This window comes from uncultured Capnocytophaga sp. (assembly GCF_937936315.1).
GTDB lineage: Bacteria > Bacteroidota > Bacteroidia > Flavobacteriales > Flavobacteriaceae > Capnocytophaga.
This window is the reverse complement of record NZ_CALGWU010000064.1, coordinates 1-20953: the sequence shown is the minus strand read 5'-3', so window position 1 is coordinate 20953 and position 20953 is coordinate 1. Positions and strand designations below refer to the sequence as shown.

Below are 20953 nucleotides of genomic sequence, written 5' to 3'. Positions count from 1 at the left end.
CAGAACCTATTGATGTTTTCTTTGAAAGAGTAGAAAAATACAGAAAAGAAAATAAATGAAAAAACACCTAAAACTTATCATTAGCCTTAGTGCCGCTACAATAGTAGGCATAGGCACTTACCTCTACGCTTGTGCCGATGGAGGTTGGTACTACCTCTACAACTCAGTATTCTCCCCAGAAGTTACTGTAAATAAAACTTCTTATACCCCTCTCTACTTAGAAGGGGAAAACCTTTTCTATGGCGATTACGACACTGATTCCCAAGGAAATTTATCTTCGTCCGACCTCGATGACTGGAAGCAATACCTCGGCAAAGATTTTTGGGCAGAAGGTATTCAATATTTTATGTACAACAACGATGCTCTTGCCGACATTCGCAAATACAACGATGCAACCGACAAGAGTAGTGTACGACTTTCTCATCATACCCCAAAAACCCAAAGCGCACGCCTTACCAACTTCTTTGCTCTTTTAGACATCGCTCGTAACAACGAATCTATCACTAACAACACCCAAAGCGCTTGGGATTACGAAAAACGCAACGTACAATATACTCAAAACAGCCAAATAGAAAAAGCTGAAAAACTATATCAAAAAGCAGTTGCTAATAAAGATACTTTCTTCGCAAACCGTATGTGGCTACAGGTGATGCGCCTCAAATTCTACTCTGCCAACCGCAGCGCTGTAATTGCTTATTTTGAGCAAACCCAAGCCGGTCAGCCGAAAAATAGTGTTTATTACCGCGCGTTGCACTATGTAGCTGGGGCTTATAAATCACAGAAGAACTACGCCAAAGCCAATGCGCTCTTAGCAACACTCTTCAGCGAAGTGCCTAAATTGCGAAAAACCGTTACTTTTGAGTACCACGCCCTCACCGATAGTGAAACCGAAAAAATAGCCGCTTCTCTTTCCAAAGCCGAACAATGTGCTCTTTGGGCAATGCAAGGTTACTACAGCAAAGAAGAGGTAGCTATCCAAAAAATACTACACATAGACCCTAAATCACCCCACATCGATTTTCTCCTCACCCGCTATATCAACCGCATAGAGGGTGTGGTAAATAAATTTGGTGATCTCTATCAAAACCAGCCTCTTACAAATGCTACTGCTTATCACCAATACACTCACAAGGTGGCAACCCAAGATTTCAAAACCGATTGGCTACTGCAAACCGCTCGTGAAGGCAAAGTGAGTAATCCGTATTTGTGGAATGTAGCAGCAGGCTATGTTTCGATGTTCCGCAATGAGGCTACAGAAGCTAAAGATTTTCTCAAAAAAGCTGATGTCGTTGCCAAAAACGAAAAACAAAAAGTACAAGTGCGCATCATCGATGTGATGAATGATGTTACTGCGCTACAACAAATAACTGCTGCCGACGAAGAACGCCTCACTAAAAAAGTAGAATGGATGTGGCAATCTGCGCTCCTTAAAGAAAGTGAATACAAATCGGCTTTGCGCTCTCGCTATGCTTTTGATTTGGTGCGCAACTACCTTTCGGCGCTCTACAATGCGCAAAAGAACTTGGTAATGAGTGAAATCACTCGACCCAAAGATGGTTTTTATGAAAACAACAACCATTCAGCAGCTATTGAAAAATTCTTGTTAAAAACAAACAAAACCCCTTGGGAAGCCTTTTGGGCAAAAGAATACGCATTTACTTTAGGCGAAATCTACGAAAGTCGTGCTATCTATGCTTTCTACAAAAATGACCTCGATAAGGCAATTGCTGAAATGAAAAAAATACCTTTTGAAAGCCGACAAGTATATGATGAACAAGCTGAAAAAATGGTGTCCAAACAGCTAAAACTGAGTGAAAGTTCACTACCTGCCAATCCATTTAACGGCTTTATCAAAGACTGTCACGACTGTGAACACGCCAAAAAACGCTCCCCTTACACCAAAATCTCTTTCTTGCAAAAAGTGAAAGAAATGGAGGATAAACTTGCAAAAGGTGAAGATATATACAACAACGCACTCCTATTGGGCAATGCGTTCTACAGCGCTTCCTATTTTGGCAACAGTCGCGCGTTCTACTACAACTCTATTTTGGGCGAAACAGGTGGTTTTTTCGTGAACGGACAAAACTCTGCAATGTTGCTCAGTATGACCCACGCCAAAAAATACTACCAAATCGCTCAGCAACACGCTTCTACCGATGAACAACGCGCTAAAATAGCCTATATGCTTGCCAAAGTAGAGCGCAATGAGTTTTACAACAAGCAGTACTATTCCGAAGGTAAAATATACGGTGTAAGCCCTTGGGAGAACGAAATTGCTTTTAAGGATTGGCAAGGGTTTAAAGAACTCCGCAAATACCCTCATACCCAATATTATAAGGATGTTATTCGCGAATGCGGATACTTCAGAAAGGTAACAGGTAACAAGTAACAAGTAACAGATAATGAATAAGATAGATATTATACTGCTGATTATTTTAGGTTTTGGCTTAGTACGTGGTTTTATGCGCGGACTTATTATTGAAATGGCATCACTTTTGGCTATTGTAGTAGGCATTTATGGAGCGATACACTTTTCGTTCTTTACTGCCTCACTCTTAGACAAGATACTCCCTGCCGAAAAACAAACCTTAGAAGCTGTTGCTTTTGGGGTTACCCTCATCGTGCTAATGCTAAGCGTAATGCTTTTGGCTAAAATACTCACGAAAATGTTCAAAGCTGCCGAACTCGGTTTTCTCAATCGATTAGGGGGTGCTTTGTTTGGTTTGCTAAAATCTATTGTGATTGTAGGCTCTATATTTGTATTTTTAGAGCGTACTTTTCAAACCGAAAAATGGCTTTCTACTTCAGCCCTCAGCGACTCATTGCTCTACAATCCCGTAAAGAGCGTTAGCCAAGTGGTGTACGCCAATGTATTCCCCGATAAAGAAACGGAGGAAGTGAAAAGTGAAAAGTGAAGAGTGAAAATACAACATACTAATACATAAAACATTATGAAAAAAATCCTTTTATTATCTCTTGCTATCCTCGCTATTACAGCTTGTGAGCGCAAAACTGCTGCCGATGTCTATAAAGGCGTTCAGGCAACCCGCCCTGCTATCGATAAAAACGGGAATCCTATTGAGGGTTTAGCCGTTGATTCGCTGCAATTTGAAACCGAAGTACGTAGTGTACTCCCTACCCAGCACCCTCAGTACCGCCTTACTCCTGTTTTCAAAGTGAACTACAGATACGGCGATCGTTCTGTAGGTGAATCTCAAAAACTCAGCAATTATAGCTACAGCGATAGTTATTACGCACGCTACAACAATGGCAACAACTGGAATGGCAATATCGTTGCAGGTTTTGAAACCATTTATGGCGACGAAATGGTGAATGTTTCCCTTTTTGATGTAGAAAAACAAGAGCAGAAACTGTTCTTTGAAAAACCCGTACTCATAGAAAATGTCTACTATCCTTCGGCTACTCGCGATACTTTGCAAAACAAAAACGTGAACCGCAACTTCTATATGATTTCTTGCTACGACGAGGATACCGATAAAGATGGTTACTACACCCGCATCGATTTACGTCGGTTTTACCTCTATCAGTTAGATGGCACTCGGGTGAAAGTCCTCATTCCTAAAGAATACGGGGTCATAGGCTCCGATTACGATGGGGTGAACGATGCACTCTACGTCTATGCGCGTTTAGACAGCAATAAAAATGGCACTATCGACCCTAAAGAGCCTAAACACATCTTCTTAATCGATTTGAAAAAGCCTGAAACTACGGCGTTGTTATACAAGTAAATGGAAGGATTGGTATACAAATCTACGGGCAGTTGGTATATGGTGAAGGACTTGGCAACGGGTCATTTTCACGACTGCCGCATCAAAGGAAAATTCCGCCTAAAAGGCATCAAGAACACGAACCCCATAGCGGTGGGCGATCGGGTGGTGTTTGAATTGGAAGAAGAAGACAGAGGGGTCATTACTGAAATACACCCTCGCGACAACTATATCATCCGCAAATCGGTGAATCTCTCCAAGCAAACTCACATTATCGCATCGAATATCGACCTCGCTTTTTTGGTGGTAACACTCAACAATCCACCTACTTCCACTACCTTTATCGACCGTTTTTTGGTTACTGCCGAAGCCTATAGTATCAAAACTGTACTGCTTTTCAACAAAGTAGATACTTATAATGAAGATGAACTCACCGAAGTGAAATACCTCGCCTCAGTATACCGCAAGGCTGGTTATGAGTGCATTGGCATTTCGGCTACTACGGGTAAGAATATCGACAAGGTAAAAGCGGCTATGGAAGGCAAAACTTGTGTAGTATCAGGGCATTCTGGCGCAGGCAAATCTACCCTTATCAATGCTATTGACCCTCATTTGCACCTTAAAACTGCCGAAATCTCTCAGCTTCATCAGCAAGGACAACACACTACCACTTTTGCCGAAATGTTCGACCTCCCTTTTGGGGCGCGCATCATCGATACCCCTGGTATCAAAGGCTTTGGAATGGTAGAAATAGACAACAACTCACTCACCGACTATTTCCCAGAGTTCTTTGCCCTCAAACACCATTGCAAATTCAACAACTGTCTCCACACCGATGAACCCCAATGCGCTATAAAAGAAGCCTTAGAACGCGACGAAATCGCTTGGTCGCGCTACAAAAGCTATCTGCAAATCCTTTCTGGAGATGATAAAGTATATAGAGAAGAAAACAATCAGTAGGATATGAGAAATAATTTCGACCTCATTAGTGAACTTATCGACAACCGCCTTGCTGCTATAAGCAATAAAGCGGATAGAGAGCAATTGTTTTTCTTCGTCTTTTTGTTACAACGCAAAAAAGATATTGAGGAACTACACAAAAGTACTCATATCGTGAAAATGTATCAGATAAAAGACCGCAAGTCGTTATTAGCTAAAAGAGATGAGATTGTAAAACTCTGTGAGGTTTTTCAATGTAGAGCAATGATCAATCTCAATCCTAAGAGTTATAAAAATGTAGCTTTTGATATGCTCAAACGCCTCCCCGATTTGCTACAACAAGAACATTATGCACGCGTAGAAAAACTGTTTGCCTCTTGCGTGAGTGCTTCGGGTATAGGCAGTAAAAAACTCAAAAAGTACTGGATTATAGATATAGACAGCGACACTCATCAGGTTGATATAGCTCAAATAGAAGCACAAATCAAGATAGCGACTCCCGCAGAAGAAAATAAAATTGTAGCTCACATCCCTTCCAAAACAGGTATGCACCTCATCACTACCCCTTTTGATGTAACTCAAGTAACACTACCTGCTTCTGTAGAACTCAAAAAAGACTGCCTTACTAATTTGTTTATTTATTAAGCAAAATAGATTAAAGGTATGAAAATTATTTCGTACCTTTGTGGTGTTAAACCTAAAAACAGCATTACCAATGAAACGTTTCTTCTTATTTTTTGTATTATTGTGGATTTTCATCAGTTGTGGAAAGTCCGACAATCAGCAAGACAATCGCCTTTATGACAATTGGAAATACATAGGCTATCGCGATAAAGCTTTAAAATTCCACTCACCCTCTTCGTATGTAGCCGATTGCAAGTCGTGTTATACCGTCCATTTTAAAAACGACGACTTTTTTGACATTCAAATATGTAGTAATAAAGGGGGAGGCAAATACCAAATAGATGCCCAACGACATCAACTCTTCTCTCAAGGCTACGGACTTACAGAGATTTATGACCCAATGTGCCCTGATGAGGAAGGTTTTTCCATTAGCGGTAATTACCGTTTTATAGGCGATACACTTGCCATTTCACCTAACGACACTCTTACTTCACTCTTTGTAAAAGCAGCTACATACATCCCCCACGTAGATCCTCCGCGTTACTACAAACGAGGTGTCCTTAACGTAGCACCACAAGGTAGTTATGATTGTTCTGCTGTGAGCCACACCCTTGTTTTAGAAGATAACAGCGGCACTCTATCAATTGCCTACGATCAAACACTCGACCTGAGTAGTTACGAAGGAAAACCTGTAAGTATTTGGGGATATTTCACCCCCAAGTTTAAAAACTGTCCGGAAACATTTCACATAGAACGAATTGTAAAACTATATTAAAATGAAACCCCTTTATTTTTTCTTTTGTATATTCCTCGTTATGAGTTGTAGCAAAAGTTCCGATGATAATAAAGCTTTTGCTTTTACGCCTTTACTCAATAGTTATACGGGTTCTACTACTTCTGTTACTCACCAGCAAGAAATTATTCATAGCGAAACCGAATTACAAGAGATTGCTAAAAAATGGGGTATAGAACACAAAATAGCCAAACTTCCTAAAATTAATTTCAACACTGAACAGTTGGTACTCATTTGGGGAGACATCAAAGGTTCCACACCATCGCAAATAGAGGTAATCTCGGCTATAGAATACGATGACTACATAGAAATCATCACCGAAAGCAAAGTAACAGGAGAAGCCTTGGCACTTAGTCGTCCTTTTTGTATTATTAAAACGACTAAAACACATAAGAAAATGGTGTTTAAGAGTAATATCTCTACTGGTGGAATTATAGGTTCTTGAAACAATATATGTAAAACATTTGCTTTTTAGTAACGGAATCAATACCTTTGCGGTGTAGTTTATTAGGGGTTAGGTTTCAGGTGTCAGGAATTAGAACTTTATCTGAAACTCTCTGAGTTTCTCCGAGAATTCAGAAGCTCCCAATAAACTAAATATCAATTAACAAAAAAATCAAGAAGTAAAAGGTATCATTTCTTACCTCTTATCTCTTACCTCTTAACTAAATAAAATGGAAAGAATAGCAAGTTTTTGTATTGACCACCTCAAACTCGAGCGTGGCATTTATGTATCACGTAAAGACTATGTAGGCAAGGAAGTGCTTACCTCTTTTGATATCCGTATGAAGCTCCCCTACCGCGAGCCCGTACTCGGCAGTCCCGAAATACACACCATCGAGCACCTCGCCGCTACTTGGTTGCGCAACAACCCTGAGTGGAAAGACAAAATTATTTACTGGGGACCTATGGGCTGTATGACCGGTAATTACCTCATTCTCGCTGGCGACTATACCTCCAAAGATATTGCCCCCCTCATCACTGAACTCTTTGAGTATATCGCTAATTTTGAAGGAGATATTCCTGGTGCATCGGCTTTAGAATGTGGCAATTTCTACAACAACAACCTCCCAATGGCGAAGTATGAAGCTAAGAAATACTTAGAAACTCTTCACCACCTGACTGATAAAAATCTGAATTATCCAGAATAAAAACTATAAACAATGAATACACCCGAAAAATTATCCCTCTTGCGCTCTAAAATGCAAGAAAACCACATCGACGCTTTTGTGGTATTCAGCGCCGACCCTCACCTTAGTGAATACCTACCTAAAGAATGGCTCGAACGCGCTTGGCTCTCTGGATTTACAGGCTCTGCGGGGTTCGTAGTCGTTACCAAAGATAAAGCTGGCTTGTGGACGGACTCTCGCTACTTTGTACAATCGGCAATTGAGCTCAAAGGCTCTGGCATCGACCTCTTCAAAGATGGCGTAGAAGGTACTCCCGATTATGCCGATTGGCTCGTATCAGTACTTCCCGCTGGGGCTACTGTAGCGCTCAACACTTTGGCGACCTCTCACATAGCTTGGGAAAAACTACAAGCTACCTTAGCCGCTCACAATATCAAATTGGTGCATAACCCCCTCATCGACCTTATCTGGACAAACCGCGAAAAAGACCCTCTTCATCACATTTTCGTACACCCCGATAAATGGGCAGGACAAACCGTAGCCGATAAACTCACCGCTATTCGCAAAGCTATGGCTACTCACCACACTACCTTGCACCTTATCACTGCCTTAGACGATGTGGCTTGGACGCTCAACCTCCGCGGTAGTGATGTGGCTTACAACCCTGTATTCCTCGGCTATATCGCCCTCACCGATAAAGAAGCTACTCTTTTTGTAGATAAAGCTAAACTCACCCCTGAGGTAGAAGCTCATTTGGCAGCAGCCAAAGTAAGCGTGCGTGCTTATGATGAGTTCTACAACTATTTGGCTACCGTAAAAGGACAAAATATACTCCTCGCTGCTAATACCAATCAGGCGATATTTGAAGCGCTCCAAAAGGATAACAAACTCGTGCAAGCTCCTGCCCCTGGCAACCTGATGAAAGCCGTGAAAAACGCCACTGAGCTCGAAGGTTTCCGCACTGTAATGGTACGCGATGGGGTAGCAATGGTGAAGTTCCTCTACTGGCTCACCCACCAAGTAGGCAAAGAACCAATGACCGAATACAGCATCGGTAAGAAGTTACGCGATTTCCGTGCCGAAGGCAAGAACTTCGTAGGCGAAAGTTTTGGCAGTATCATTGGTTACCAAGGCAATGGCGCTATTGTGCACTATTCAGCTCCCGAACACGGCAGTAAAGAGGTACACCCTGAAGGCAGCATATTGGTAGACTCTGGCGGACAGTATCTTGAAGGTACTACCGATATCACTCGTACTATTCCATTAGGCAAAGTAAGTCAGCAGTTTATAGACGATAGTACCCTTGTACTCAAAGGGATGATACAACTCGCAATGGTACAATTCCCTAAAGGCACTCGCGGCGTACAACTCGATGCTTATGCACGTATGGCACTTTGGAAAAACCACAAGGACTACGGTCACGGTACAGGTCACGGTGTAGGTAGCTTTATGAACGTACACGAAGGACCTCAAAACATCCGCAAAGACCTCAACCCACAAGTGCTTTTAGCGGGTATGGTATGCTCCGATGAACCTGGTTTTTATTTAGAAAATCAATATGGTATTCGTCACGAGAACCTCATTGCGGTACGTGAAGTAGCGAGCAACGAGTTTGGTACTTTCTACGATTTTGAAACCCTCACCCTTTGTCCATTTATGCCTTCAGGTATTAATGTATCTCTCCTTACCGATGTAGAACGCCAATGGCTTAATGCCTACCACAAAACCTGTGAAGAAAAAATCGCTCCCCTTTTGGAAGGCGACGTAAAAGAATGGTTCTTGAGTTTGGTAAAACCCTTGTAATGACATAGTTGTTTTTTAATACATAATGAAAACTGCCCTGAAAAGTTTTATACTTTCTTGGGCAGTTTTTTTATTATCTTCTTGCTATATTTAAAATTTTCTCTATTTTTGCACGCTGTAATAAAATAGAATAATTTTAAATAGTAATTTTATATGAAACGTATCTTTCTGTTATTAACCTTTTTAGGCGTTAATATTCACTATATTTTTTCTCAACAAACCGATGTAAGAGGGCGCGTAACCGATGAAAACAAACAGCCGCTCGTAGGGGTTACCGTACTACTCGAAGGCACTAACAATGGTGTTACCACCAATGAAGCTGGGTTTTACAACCTCCACCACGTACCTGTTGGCAAGCAAACTATTGTATTTAGTTATGTTGGCTTCCAATCGCTGAAAATACGCGCCGATATCAGTCCTAATCCCAGTGGTACGCACACGCACCTCGATGTGCAACTCAGCGAAGAACTCACTGCCCTACAAGAAGTAGAAGTAGTTGGCAGAAAGGAAAGTAGCTATAAAAACACCAATTCCTTTATAGGTACCAAAACAGCTGCTGCTCTAAAAGATGTTCCTCAGTCGGTGGGGTATGTTACCAAAGAGCTCATTTTAGACCAAGGTGCTACTACCGTAAATGAGGTAGTAAAAAATATCAGTGGGGTAAACCAATACACTTCCTACAACGATTTTTCAATACGCGGATTTCGTGCGACAGGCAACCGCAATTCGGGGAATTTGCTCAACGGGATGCGTGCCCAAACGAGCTTGTGGAAACAATCGTCATTGGCTAATATTGAGCGTGTGGAAGTGATCAAAGGACCTGCTTCGGCACTCTTTGGCAATGCTGCCCCTGGAGGTGTGATTAATAGGGTAACCAAAAAACCTCTTCTAAAAAACCAAAACAGCATCTCGGTAGGCGTTGGTTCGTGGAATACCCTCAAAACCTACGGCGACTTCACCGGTCCGCTCAACGCTAATAAAACCCTTTTATACCGCCTCAATTTAGGCTATGAAAAAACCGATTCTTTCCGCGATTTGCAAGGTTCTGAAAGCTATATCGTCGCCCCTTCATTTTCTTATCTCCCTAACGACAAAACCCGCGTGAATGTCGATTTTGTCTATCAGAATTTCAATGGCAAAATAGACCGCGGACAAGCCTTCCCTGCCAATGGTACGCTCTACGATACCCCCATCAGTATGTCGATGAGCGCTGCTAACGACTTCCTTAAGGAAAATACGCTCAACACTACTATCGGGCTCTCTCATAAGTTCAACGAGCATATTTCGTTTAATGCTATCTACCTCAACTCTACTTATAGTGAGGATATGCAAGAACACACCCAAGCCAACTTGTACTACAAGCAAATAGGCAATGGTGCCAACGCTTTCCGCTATGCCGACCCTAACAAGGTGCTGATGCTCTTCAACCAGCGTAAGCGCTCGTTTGCGAACAATAGTTTTAACAACTACTTCAACTTCACTTTCAACACGGGTATCGTAAAACACAAGTTATTAGTGGGCTACGACTATTTCCTATCGGAACAGAAATACGGTTCTTCAGGCACTACTGCTCAGGGGTATTTGAGCAAGGACAAAACCAAAGTAGTGAATACCTATACCACTACCGCCAACGTGTTAGCAGGTTCAGTACAAACTCCTACTACCAATGTACCAGTGTTCGATTTAGAAAATCGTTCGGCGGGTAATAGTTATAAAGACATTAGCAAGTATATCTACCGCCAAAATGTGCTCAATCCGTATGAGGAATATTCTCACGGCGTATATGTGCAAGAGCAGATGGACATCAGCATCGTGAAAGTACTCGTTGGGTTGCGACAAGAGTGGTTTACCGAAATCCTCAACAAAGGCACCGATAAAGAGACCCAAACTGAAACCAAAGCCTTTATACCACGTGTAGGATTGGTGGTGGAAGCCTCCGAAAACATCAACCTCTATTCCACTTGGGTAAAGGGATTCCAACCTCAAGGGGCAAACATACAGTCCGACCCTGAGCGCTATGGAGGTCCGTTTGATTATGTGAAGAGTGAATTACACGAAATAGGGCTCAAAACTGAATGGTTCAACAAGCGGTTGAATGCTACTGTTTCGGTATTTAAAATCAAGCAAGAGAACTCGTTAGAGCAAAGTGCCAAAGCAGGCAAACCCGATTGGCGCGTACCTGTAGACGAAGAATCGAATGGTTTTGAAGTAGATGTCGCTGGACGTATCGCCCCCAACTGGAGTGTAGTGGCGAACTACGCCTATACCGATGCCCGTATCGTAAAACTAAAAGAAGAAGGTGCGCTAAAAGATCTGAATATGCAACGCCCCAGCACGCCCCGTCACGCCGCTAATTTCTGGACGAAATACATTATCCAAAAGGGCGCTTTAGAAGGTTTGGGATTAGGTGTAGGAGTGAATTATGTAAGTGAGCGATTAGGGCAAGTAGGGCGTCGTGCTACGGCTGCCACCTACCCCGAATACACCTTAGTAAACGCTGTACTCTACTACAAAGTGAAAGATGTACAGTTCCAAGTAAATGTAAACAATGTGCTCAACCACACCTATTGGATTAGTGGTTACGATAACCTCCGCAACTTCCCTGGTGCCCCACGCAATGTAAATGCTACCGTTACTTACAATTTTTAGAAGAGTTTTCTATACCAAGTGCTAACATCTTTGCGAATTGCTTGGTAATTATCATAAATGAGCAGAGCTAATTCAAACTCTGCTCTTTTATTATAACTTTTATTGACTGTAAAATAGCCGTGTTTTTGTTCCTCATTTCTATTTCTTCAAATTTTCTTTGAGTTCTTATCAAGCTTTGTATTTGCCTTTTTTCCATATTTCAATAGAGTTAATGATATTCTGCCAAAGAATATAACAACCTGGCCCTACGGTAGAAAGCGGATGCAAGTAAGTAGCCGCTATCCAGATAGCAAAAGCGGTGTTCTTCTGCCCTAAGGCTTGTCCAGATTCTATAGAAGTGCCGAAAAATCTACCTATATAGCGCCCTACAGCATATTGGAACAAGCATAATACCAATCCTGAAATCCCTATAAGGGATAGAAATAATACACTTGTCCCTGCGTGGAAAATGTTCCTCAGCGTAGTGCCGGTAACTATCATTAGCGAGCAACCCCACAAATAAAAAGAAAGGTCTGGAATATGAATAAGCCATTGGTGAAAGCGGTGGAGCAGGGGGAGACTTTTGGTGAGCAATGCCAATAACATCGGTACGACCAGTACCAAACATACCTTCTGCATTATCAGCGAGAAAGCACCCCAAAAGGTCATTTGTGAAGCGGGTTCTATCAGTGGGAAACACACGGGAATGAGCAGTGCGCAGAGCAGGTTAGAAAGGAAAGTATAAGTAGTCATTTGCTCTAAATTGCCACCGAGCTTGAGAGTTACTACGGCAGCTGCCGCTGCGCAAGGACTTATAATACAAGCGAGTACACTCTCCAAGAGGATTAGTTCTTTCCCCCGAATGCCAAAGAAGAGAATCGCTCCCGTGATACTCCCTACCAAAATACACTGCACCGCTATCATCCACCAATGCCACGGAACAGGCGTCAACTTTTTAAAGTCTACTTTGCAGAAAGTAACATATAGAATAAGGAACATAAAAAGTGGTAAAATAGCCTCGAATATAGGAGCAAACCACTGCGAAAGTCCCTCTAAAGCAGGTGTATAATAAAACAACAAATACACTCCCGCCCCTATGCTCATCGAGATAGGAAGCGTCCAAGTACGAGCCACACGGGCTATCAAAAGAAGAATACGATTCATTTGTACTAATTATTCTAACAACCATTGTTCATCGGTAAAACCTCTGCGGTAAGCCTTGCCGTGTACATCAATCACAGCGTGCCATTCTTGACAGGTTTCTAACGGAATTTCAGCTACTAAGGGCATACACTCTTCGCGGAGCGCTTTATAGGTTTGTGCAGAAGAGAGATTTAGGCGGTTCAAAAGTCGTATAGCGTACTGGTCGGCTATGAACACCTTTCGCTCAAAGATGTACAACAACATTGCATCGGCAGTTTCTTCCCCCACACCTTTGATAGAGAGCAGTTCCTTGCGAAGTTCCTCAGTAGGGATAGCCTCAAACTTTTGTAAGGAAGCCCCGTGCGACACATACCATTCTATGAGGGCTTTGATGTAAGTGCTTTTTTGCTTGTAGAAGCCTGCCGGACGTATATATTCCTGTAAAGTAGTGAGTGGCATAGCATGTAAAGCCTCTACCGATAGTTTACCCTCTAAGTTTGCAAGAGCTTTTTCGGTATTCTGTTGGGTGGTTTGTTGAATGAGAATCATCGATATCCAGTCGGTAATGCGATTGGGGTCATTCCACCAATATTGCTTGCCATAATGGGCTAATAATTTATTGAAAACTCTGATTTTTTGAGACATAAAAGCTAATGTCTAATTTTATGAGTTATTGTAATTACACAAAGATATTTCTTTTAAACCTCTGTCGAAAAGAGAGGTCAAGCAAAGGTTGCCTGTGATATTTTGGAGTTTGTGTTTTGTCATTCCTTTAGGTAAGAAAACATTGCCATATTCGCGTGTGGTGAGCGAAAAGACTTTTTGATTGCCCTTCCATTCATCGGTTTTAAAAACAGGTGTTAGTATCACATATTCTGAGTCTGTGAAACAGCCATTAACACCACGTTTTTTATAATCGGTATGCAAATTGTCCGATTCGATAATTTTCTCGATTACCTTCCCTTCGGCAGAAATTTGTGCGAGCGCATAATAATCCATTCCCCATTTATTGACCGATGAAGCGCTTTCACCCGAAATGAAGGCGTAGATTTTTTTATTCGATATTTTAAGACTGTCTATTTTTGGGGTGTCGGTGGTTCTGTTGTCACAATGCGTAAATGCTTTTTTATCTATTTTTGAAAAAGATTTCCATTTGGCAGTTTTGGCAGTATTATCAAATTCTAAAAGGGCAAAACATCTTGCATTGCCGTAATAAACTTCATTTTCAAAGCAAACGGGAATCGTTTGACTATCGGATATATTTTGAAAATACCGCTGCTGAGCCTTCTCTGGTACAATGTTATACCTGAGCAATGTTTTATTTTTTATCGGGATGAGTACTGGCGAGGAATATATATCTGAGTAATACCACACTTCTTTTGCCGAGATGATGATGCCAAACCCTTCTTTATATCTGAAAAGCACAGGATAATCTCTGTTGGATGTTGGGTTGTATTCAATAGAAATCTTTTTGACGCCTTCGGTTGAAAGAACAAGGACGTAATGTTTATGCCAATCGGTATGATCAGAAGTTAGGATTACAGCCGTTCCATCGGGTAGTAAAGTTGAAGCATAAACAAAGGAGAATTCATTGTCAAATTCCCATTTTCTCAAAAGTGTTAGTTTAAAATCGCTCATATCCTTTTCTTTTTTGCTGCCAATTTACTTGGCAAAGGTAGTAAATAATTTGCTATTTAGCTAATTAGCAAATGACTAATTATTATTATCTTTGTGCCTTGGAAAAACATATTATTATGGAATTGCAAGTAGGAAAGAGCTATCGGGTAAAAAATGATATTTTCAGCTTTAAAGCGGGTGAAGTTTGGTCGTTAGTAGATGAGGGATACCAAGCTTACTACGGCGAACAAAATTTTGTATTCGTTAATGCCGAGAAAAATTGTCATTTTATGGTATTGCGTAATACTTCCGATGAAGATATGGAAATAGGATGCCATTTGGATAAGTATTTTGAGGAAATAGAAGAGTAGGGCAAATCAGTATTATATTTAAATTATCGCTAATTAGCAAATAAACAAATTATCACTATCTTTGCACCCTTTAAAAAAGCACATAAACAGCTGAAGAAAAGATTTTTGATAGTAGCGTTATTCACGCTATTTTTAGGCGGTATTGCCGTGGCGCAATCTCAAGAGCAACCCTCAACCCTTGCCGAGCTACAAGCCGAAAAAGAAAGATTGGAAGCCAAGCTTGCCAAAGTCCTTGAAGACAAAGAAAATGCAAAAAATTCTTTAACAGGTAAATACGCGGATGTAGCATTTGCCTTTAATAGGCATATCAGCAAAAAGCAAAGAAAGTTCGCTAAGACTGTCGAACGAGGTGCCAAACGCCAAGAAAAACAAATCAAAAAGAAATTGAAAAAACTCAACAAACGTATTGAGGAAATGAAGAAAGAGGAAATAACAAATTAGTAAATTAGCAAATGAAAAGACTACTCGCTTTATTATTAGTCCTTTGGGGGCAAAATATACTGTGGGCACAAAGGAGTGTGCTTCTTAGAACACAATACGAAAGCTATGCCATAGACAATCAAACCGATTCACTACTCCCCGAAAGAAAGGAATGCTCATTACCAAAAGTAACTGACAAGCAGTCGTCCAAAAATGCCACTTCACTGGGGCTAATTTCTTAAAATCGACCTTGCAAAAGGTAACATACAGAATGAGGAACATAAATAGCGGCAATATGCTGTTGAAAAAGGGCGCAAACCATTGCGAAGCCCCCTCCAAAGCTGGTACGTAATAAAATACCAAATACGCCACTGACCCTATCCCCATTGAGACGGGGAGCGTCCAGTTCTTTATAAAATGAAGAATGTTAGACATTGTAATTAAATAAACAGATTATATTCATCTGTTACTTTGAAATGGTTATGAGAAAAATAGGCTTTTAGTAAAAGATAGTTGTCAATACTTAGCTTGATGTGCAATACTCTATTTGTTCTTGAGGTGTAAATCTGCATACGAGGGTGTATTCTATCAGATTCTTCTCCTTTTCTCACTTTTTCGAGGAAAAAATGGATATGGTGAATGGATTTTAAATCGATAGTTTGAGCTAGTTCTTCTTTATAAAAAATGGAAAGAACCTCATTTTTTATTTCTAAGGCATAGAAAGTATTATCGGTGTTTTTTACAAGATCCCCACCAAAAAGCACTATAATAACTATTAAAACAGCAATTCCTATAAGTAAATAAAAATATTTGGCTACCCCTTCTCTATGCTCAATTATAATTTGGCTACTTATTTGCCAGAACATTATTATATAAAAAACTACAATCGACAGAAATTTTATCCATTGAAAAGTTTTGTCTTTCAGTGCTTTTACCTTGATAGTAGGAGGTAATTCACCTCTTGTGTACTGGCTATAGCGCATACGTTTGTCCATCACCCATCTGTAAAAAAAGCCATATAACCCTATTAAGACTGTTAATAGGAGGATAGGGATTATAATCTCGTTTATAAACTCCTTGCTAAGGGTAAAGTTCGAGACTAACCATAGAAGTTCTAACAGGAAAAAACACAAAAGTACAATTAGGATCATACGTCCTATTTTCAATAACTTTTCTCCGAAAAGCTGTTCCTTTTTCTGTCCTTTTTTAGAGAGTTTATTTATTAGCTGATTCATATTTTATTTGTAATAATAGTACCAATTTCCGCTACACACCTTATTACAATCTTCCTGAGAGGCAAAAGTACAGTCCTTTATACCTTCTTCGGGGTATTGCTGCTCGCGTAATAGTTTTTGGTGATAGTTGTTTATCTTTTGCAGTAAGCCCGTTCCCTTTGCTTTGCCCAGTTCCTCTTCTGTCTTAAAGATGTAAGACACAAAGTAATCTTGTGGGGCTATATAAGCTCCAAAATCCACAGAAGCGTATAGTTCTTGAAAGCTTGCCTTTACCTCTTCTTGTATTTGGGCTATGATATTTTTCCATATTTTACTCATTGTTCTTATTAAAAGTTTGTTTTTAGCAGATCGATAACCAATTGAGTTCTTTAAAATCTTTTAGGATATATTCGTTCCTTGTGTATTTGTTATAGAAATGAATTGTATTTCCTTCTACTTTGATGCAAGGATACCAATCCTCCAAACAGGCATACCTACTGTTCTTAGGGTCAATGATTATATTAACAATACCAGACCACTGATGAGGCTTTACGGCTTCTATAGATAGATAAAGGCTTTCAGGAGATTCATCTATACTTATTTGCATGATATTTCTCAAGTAACACCAATAAGGGAATATTTTTTTTAACTTAGGAAAATATACTGAGTAAATCTCATCGCCTTGTGGGGGTTCTGTCTCATATTTCAATAATATATTTTCCCCTAAATAGGTTACTTGATAGGTGCGATCGTTAAGTAATGTTACTTTACATTCTTCTATATAAAACATATTCGCTAATTATAAGTTTTTTCTTTTTCTGTATCAAGACAAAAGCAGAGATTTTTGCTTTCTGGGTCTTTTTCTATATAACATTCTTTTCGCAAGGGATACTCCCAGTCTCCGTTAGGGGTTTTTACTTTCTGATAAGGAGGGACGTATACAGTGCCTTTGTCCCAAAGAATGCGGGCATAGAGCACCCCCTCATAATAGATATAATTCACAAAAGGGTTTACTTCTTTTGAGGGATAAGCACGTGTGAAATGGACTCTACCATCATAATCGCGTAGCGCATCGGCGCCTATAAACTTCTGGGTAAGGCAATCTTCCCCTCTACTAATTTCTTTTTCATATAGTTTGCAGAATGCTTGCGGGTCATTTAGGTATAAATGGTACTCTTCAATACTTATGCGATAATAGCGGTTATAGTCTACGATCCAAGGAACAAGTACCGCCATTAGGTATGTTTCGAGAGCTTCGCAATATCCTAAAGTAAAGAATTTTTTTTGGTCTACGAGCTCTTGGGAGAGCTTTATGTGTTCTATGACTTTTATTTCCATTTTCCAAATTCTCTCAAAATTGTATAATTGTCTGTTATATTGATATTATTGCGAGCAAAAAAGGCTCTTAGTAAAAGATAGTTATCAACACTGAGTTTGATGCATAGTATGAAGGTTCGGCCATTGAAAACCTTCATACGAGGGTGAATTTTAGTTTCTTTTGAACTTGTATTCAAATAAAAATAGACGTAGCGAATACTTTTTAAATCGATAGTCTGTTGGAGCGTTTCTTTATAAAAAATGTAAAGCACCCCATCTTTTATCTCAATAGCATAGAAAGTATTTTGATATTCTTTTCTCAAATCATAGGCAAAAAGCACTATAATTCCTATTAAAATGCTAATTTCTATAAACTGATAAAAGTACTTTGCCAGTCCTTCGGCCTCTTTGCTTGTAATTTCTCTGTCGAAAAACCAGAATACCCACAAAAAAAACAGTACAAAAGACACGAATATTATTCCTTGAGAAATTTTATCATTCAAAGCTTTTACTCTAATAATGGGAGGGAGTTCGCCTCTAATAAATTGCTCATAGCGAACGCGTTTGGTGAGTACCCAATGGTACAAAAATAGATATAACACTATTGAAACCGCTAAAGGGAAGAAAAAGAGCATCATCAGGCCTATAGAGGCACTATTAAAAATAACGTAAGGTGTTCTTCCTAGGAAGGATAAGAGATAGCAGCTACCTATCACTATTAGGATTATACGTCCTATTTTCAATAACTTTTCTCCAAAAAGAGGCTCCTTTTTGGGTTTCTTTTCCTTCTCTTGTTTAGAGTAGTTTCTCTTAGTGCTGTTCATAGTTTTCATATTTTAAAATTTATGAATCAATTTCTACCTTGATATTTTGATTTTCTAACAACAGCTGCAAGTCTTTTATTCTTTCGAGAAGGGCAGTTTCTGTTTTTTTTCCGGATTTAACACTATAAGAAATCGAAGTACCTTTACTTTTGCTTACAATACGCATTTTCCCCGAGATGTTTTTCTCTTTATGGATTGTAAAGACTACTTTTTGAATATCTGTAATAAGATAGCGTTTTCCTACCAAATTGTTGATTCTCAAATAATTTTCATCTAATAAAAAAGGATCTATGGTGATATTGTATTGCCTAAATATAAAGCGGATGATATAGCTTAAGCTTGTTAGTATAATAAGCACCAATACGAAAAAGTAGCGATCCCAAAAAGAAACAGTACGAGTTTTGGCTTTTGCTAATACCTCATAGTCTTCAGACGAAAGGGCTTTTTGTTTGATTCTGTCTTCAAATTCTAAAGGAGAGGTATTCTTTAGCAAGCATATTTCAGTAGAGTAGCCTGTCTTTCCTTTAAATCTTCTCCCTCCTATGTGAACTCTTTGTATAAAAAACAATATATTTTTTCCATTGTAAAAATAACCATTTTCCTCTTTTTTATATCCTTTAAAAGGATTGCTATCCATTGCTTTTTTGGCTTCTTTTTCCTCTAAATCATAATAATAAACGCCGTTTTCATTGGTAAAAAACAAATGGTCGGTATAACGATCATCACTTATCAGCAAATGATAGGGAGTCTCGCTGGGCATAAAAGGCTTTCCGTCGATAAATACTTTGCCCCCATTGAGGTGATAGAGATACTCAAAATAGCCGTGATTAGAGAAGATATCAGTAACAAGATCATCTGTAAAAGTTTCATCTAATAGATGGTTTTTGTAAAAGACGCGTTTCCCGTCAGAAAAATAGCAAGAAACGCTCATTTTTTTGGAATTTTCATCACGATCTCTCAATTCCAAAATAGGGAAAATAGTATCTTTGGCACCTTCTATTTTTTCGCCTTGGTAATAGAAATAGGTACCATCGGTAGAGAGATAAGGTGAAGAGTTGAGCGCGGAGAACTTTTGTCCGTTAGAACCGACTTGCTTTATAGGGGGATAGTCATTAGTGCCGGCTTTAAAGTCAGGGCGAGAGGCACAAAAGTAAGTGTCTTTTCCATCGGTAAAAAGGTCATTGCCTATAGGGGTAATAGGCGGCTGTAAGGGGACGATTTGGTTGTTATGGAAAACGTGTGTTTTATCCCATCCTATTTGTTGGATTCGCAGACTTTTGGCGAATACTTGAAAAGTAGCCGCATCTGCTTCAGGAACAGCTATATAACCTTTGCCTATTATTTTGGTATATATTTTTCCTTGGTATTTATAAAAAAAAGAATCCTCTAAACAATATTGGTAAGAATTCGAGGAGAAATACTCATCTACTTGATTATTATCCTTAAATATTATATAAAAAGAAGTAACAACGAAAACTAAGAGACAGGCTATAACAATACGTGAAAAGCTTATCATATTTAGCCGCTTTTTGCCTTGTTGTTCTTTTAATAATTTATCCATTAGTATTTTTGTAGTTTATGCAAAGGTATAAAATAATTGGTAATTGACAATTGATAATTAACAATTTATCATTATATTTGTACTTTAAAAATTACATCGTATGGAATTACAAGTAGGAAAAAGCTATCGGGTGAAAAATGATGTTTTCAACTTTAAAGCGGGTGAAGTTTGGTCGTTAGTAAGAGAAGGCTATCAAATTTACTACGGAGAACACAATTTTGCATTCGCTAATACCGAAAAATCTTGTAACCATATAGTATTGCGAGATGCTTCAGAGGAAGATATGGAAATATACAGCCATTTAGATAGGTATTTTGAGGAAATTGAAGAGTAGAATGTAGGTATTATGGAATTATCACTATCTTTGTGCCCTTAAAAAAAATATCATACAAAAAAAGATGAAAAAAAGATTTTTGATAGCAGCCCTATTTGCGCTATTTTTAGGAGGTATTGCCACTGCACAATCTCAAGAGCAACCCTCAACCCTTACTGAGCTACAGACCGAAAAAGAAAAACTGGAAACCAAGCTTGCTAAAGCCGTTAAAATGCAAGCTGAAGCTAAAGATTTTTTAGCAAGTAAACACAAAGATGCCTTTTTTGCTTTCAATAAGAACATTAGCAAAAAACAAAGAAAGATAGCTAAAATAGTACTACGAGGCACCAAACGCCAAGAAAGAAAAATTAAAAAGGATTTGAAAAAACTCAATAAACGCATTGAGAAAATTAGCCAATTGGAGAATTAGAAAATATGCTAATTGACTAATTATTTTGTATGTAAATAAAAAAGACACTATGAAAATCTTAGTAATAGGCATAGGCGTTATAGGCTCTATTTACGGCT

The 20953-nt window shown here is 39.4% G+C and carries 23 protein-coding genes and 1 pseudogene; 14 read left to right on the top strand and 10 right to left on the bottom strand.

The features are described 5' to 3' along the window. Positions 1-55: 55 nt before the first annotated feature. From Q0162_RS13065 to Q0162_RS13020, 10 genes are all read left to right on the top strand, one after another. Positions 56-2389: a hypothetical protein gene (locus Q0162_RS13065; protein WP_297892571.1), complete on the top strand. Its 2334-nt coding sequence runs from the start codon at positions 56-58 to the stop codon at positions 2387-2389. A gap of 13 nt (positions 2390-2402) precedes the next feature. Beyond that, complete coding sequence (locus Q0162_RS13060; RefSeq protein ID WP_297892568.1) at positions 2403-2915, top strand: CvpA family protein; 513 nt, start codon at positions 2403-2405, stop codon at positions 2913-2915. A gap of 36 nt (positions 2916-2951) precedes the next feature. Then, the gene (locus Q0162_RS13055; RefSeq protein WP_297892565.1) at positions 2952-3749 is read left to right on the top strand and encodes a hypothetical protein; all 798 of its coding nucleotides are present in this window, start codon (positions 2952-2954) and stop codon (positions 3747-3749) included. Further along, positions 3750-4688, top strand: a complete 939-nt coding sequence (gene rsgA / locus Q0162_RS13050; protein WP_297892562.1) for a ribosome small subunit-dependent GTPase A — start codon at positions 3750-3752, stop codon at positions 4686-4688. It begins immediately after the preceding gene. A 3-nt stretch (positions 4689-4691) separates the two neighbouring features. Continuing rightward, positions 4692-5312, top strand: a complete 621-nt coding sequence (locus tag Q0162_RS13045; RefSeq protein WP_203080791.1) for a hypothetical protein — start codon at positions 4692-4694, stop codon at positions 5310-5312. 70 nt (positions 5313-5382) lie between these two features. Further along, complete coding sequence (locus Q0162_RS13040; RefSeq protein ID WP_297892558.1) at positions 5383-6066, top strand: hypothetical protein; 684 nt, start codon at positions 5383-5385, stop codon at positions 6064-6066. 1 nt (position 6067) lies between these two features. Next, positions 6068-6529 carry a hypothetical protein gene (locus Q0162_RS13035; RefSeq protein WP_315047266.1) on the top strand — a complete coding sequence of 154 codons (462 nt, stop codon included), beginning with the start codon at positions 6068-6070 and terminating at the stop codon, positions 6527-6529. Positions 6530-6758: 229 nt separating this feature from the next. After that, complete coding sequence (locus tag Q0162_RS13030) at positions 6759-7235, top strand: S-ribosylhomocysteine lyase (protein ID WP_009419842.1); 477 nt, start codon at positions 6759-6761, stop codon at positions 7233-7235. 12 nt (positions 7236-7247) lie between these two features. Then, positions 7248-9017, top strand: a complete 1770-nt coding sequence (locus Q0162_RS13025) for an aminopeptidase P family protein (RefSeq protein WP_297892552.1) — start codon at positions 7248-7250, stop codon at positions 9015-9017. Positions 9018-9170: 153 nt separating this feature from the next. Then, positions 9171-11666 carry a TonB-dependent receptor gene (locus tag Q0162_RS13020; protein ID WP_297892549.1) on the top strand — a complete coding sequence of 832 codons (2496 nt, stop codon included), beginning with the start codon at positions 9171-9173 and terminating at the stop codon, positions 11664-11666. A 168-nt stretch (positions 11667-11834) separates the two neighbouring features. On the opposite strand, the gene Q0162_RS13015 is transcribed toward Q0162_RS13020, so the two are convergent. Genes Q0162_RS13015 through Q0162_RS13005 form a run of 3 tightly spaced genes read right to left on the bottom strand, consistent with a single transcriptional unit; the run spans position 11835 to position 14426 of the window. Next, positions 11835-12809 (bottom strand): transporter, encoded by a 975-nt coding sequence (locus Q0162_RS13015; RefSeq protein WP_297892547.1) that lies wholly within the window; start codon positions 12807-12809, stop codon positions 11835-11837. A 9-nt stretch (positions 12810-12818) separates the two neighbouring features. Continuing rightward, entirely contained in the window at positions 12819-13433 is a 615-nt protein-coding gene (locus Q0162_RS13010; RefSeq protein ID WP_297892544.1) for an endonuclease III domain-containing protein, read from the bottom strand. Between the two features lie 18 nt (positions 13434-13451). After that, a complete protein-coding gene (locus tag Q0162_RS13005) occupies positions 13452-14426 on the bottom strand; it encodes a hypothetical protein (protein WP_297892541.1) in 975 nt (324 codons plus the stop codon). Positions 14427-14497: 71 nt separating this feature from the next. On the opposite strand from Q0162_RS13005, the gene Q0162_RS13000 reads away from it, so the two are divergent. Together Q0162_RS13000 and Q0162_RS12995 are read left to right on the top strand one after the other, a co-directional pair. Continuing rightward, positions 14498-14776, top strand: a complete 279-nt coding sequence (locus tag Q0162_RS13000) for a phosphohydrolase (protein WP_297892539.1) — start codon at positions 14498-14500, stop codon at positions 14774-14776. Positions 14777-14881: 105 nt separating this feature from the next. Continuing rightward, positions 14882-15217 carry a hypothetical protein gene (locus Q0162_RS12995; RefSeq protein ID WP_297892537.1) on the top strand — a complete coding sequence of 112 codons (336 nt, stop codon included), beginning with the start codon at positions 14882-14884 and terminating at the stop codon, positions 15215-15217. Between the two features lie 150 nt (positions 15218-15367). Here Q0162_RS12995 and Q0162_RS12990 read toward each other — a convergent pair. From Q0162_RS12990 to Q0162_RS12960, 7 genes and pseudogenes are all read right to left on the bottom strand, one after another. Then, positions 15368-15631: pseudogene (locus Q0162_RS12990) on the bottom strand (transporter); the annotation flags it as partial. A 5-nt stretch (positions 15632-15636) separates the two neighbouring features. Beyond that, the gene (locus Q0162_RS12985) at positions 15637-16431 is read right to left on the bottom strand and encodes a hypothetical protein (protein ID WP_297892534.1); all 795 of its coding nucleotides are present in this window, start codon (positions 16429-16431) and stop codon (positions 15637-15639) included. A 3-nt stretch (positions 16432-16434) separates the two neighbouring features. Further along, positions 16435-16749, bottom strand: coding sequence for a hypothetical protein (locus Q0162_RS12980; protein WP_297892532.1), 315 nt, complete (start codon positions 16747-16749; stop codon positions 16435-16437). A gap of 22 nt (positions 16750-16771) precedes the next feature. After that, positions 16772-17200, bottom strand: a complete 429-nt coding sequence (locus Q0162_RS12975; RefSeq protein WP_297892530.1) for a hypothetical protein — start codon at positions 17198-17200, stop codon at positions 16772-16774. A gap of 5 nt (positions 17201-17205) precedes the next feature. Next, the gene (locus tag Q0162_RS12970; RefSeq protein WP_297892528.1) at positions 17206-17748 is read right to left on the bottom strand and encodes a hypothetical protein; all 543 of its coding nucleotides are present in this window, start codon (positions 17746-17748) and stop codon (positions 17206-17208) included. Then, a complete protein-coding gene (locus Q0162_RS12965) occupies positions 17739-18560 on the bottom strand; it encodes a hypothetical protein (RefSeq protein ID WP_297892526.1) in 822 nt (273 codons plus the stop codon). Before Q0162_RS12965 ends, Q0162_RS12970 begins: the two co-directional genes overlap by 10 nt. A gap of 10 nt (positions 18561-18570) precedes the next feature. Continuing rightward, on the bottom strand, positions 18571-20112 hold the full coding sequence (locus tag Q0162_RS12960) for a DKNYY domain-containing protein (RefSeq protein ID WP_297892525.1): 1542 nt from the start codon (positions 20110-20112) through the stop codon (positions 18571-18573). Positions 20113-20212: 100 nt separating this feature from the next. Between Q0162_RS12960 and Q0162_RS12955 the strand changes: the two genes are divergently transcribed. Next, positions 20213-20446 carry a phosphohydrolase gene (locus Q0162_RS12955; RefSeq protein ID WP_297892522.1) on the top strand — a complete coding sequence of 78 codons (234 nt, stop codon included), beginning with the start codon at positions 20213-20215 and terminating at the stop codon, positions 20444-20446. Between the two features lie 64 nt (positions 20447-20510). Next, positions 20511-20855: a hypothetical protein gene (locus Q0162_RS12950; RefSeq protein WP_297892521.1), complete on the top strand. Its 345-nt coding sequence runs from the start codon at positions 20511-20513 to the stop codon at positions 20853-20855. Positions 20856-20953 lie beyond the last annotated feature (98 nt).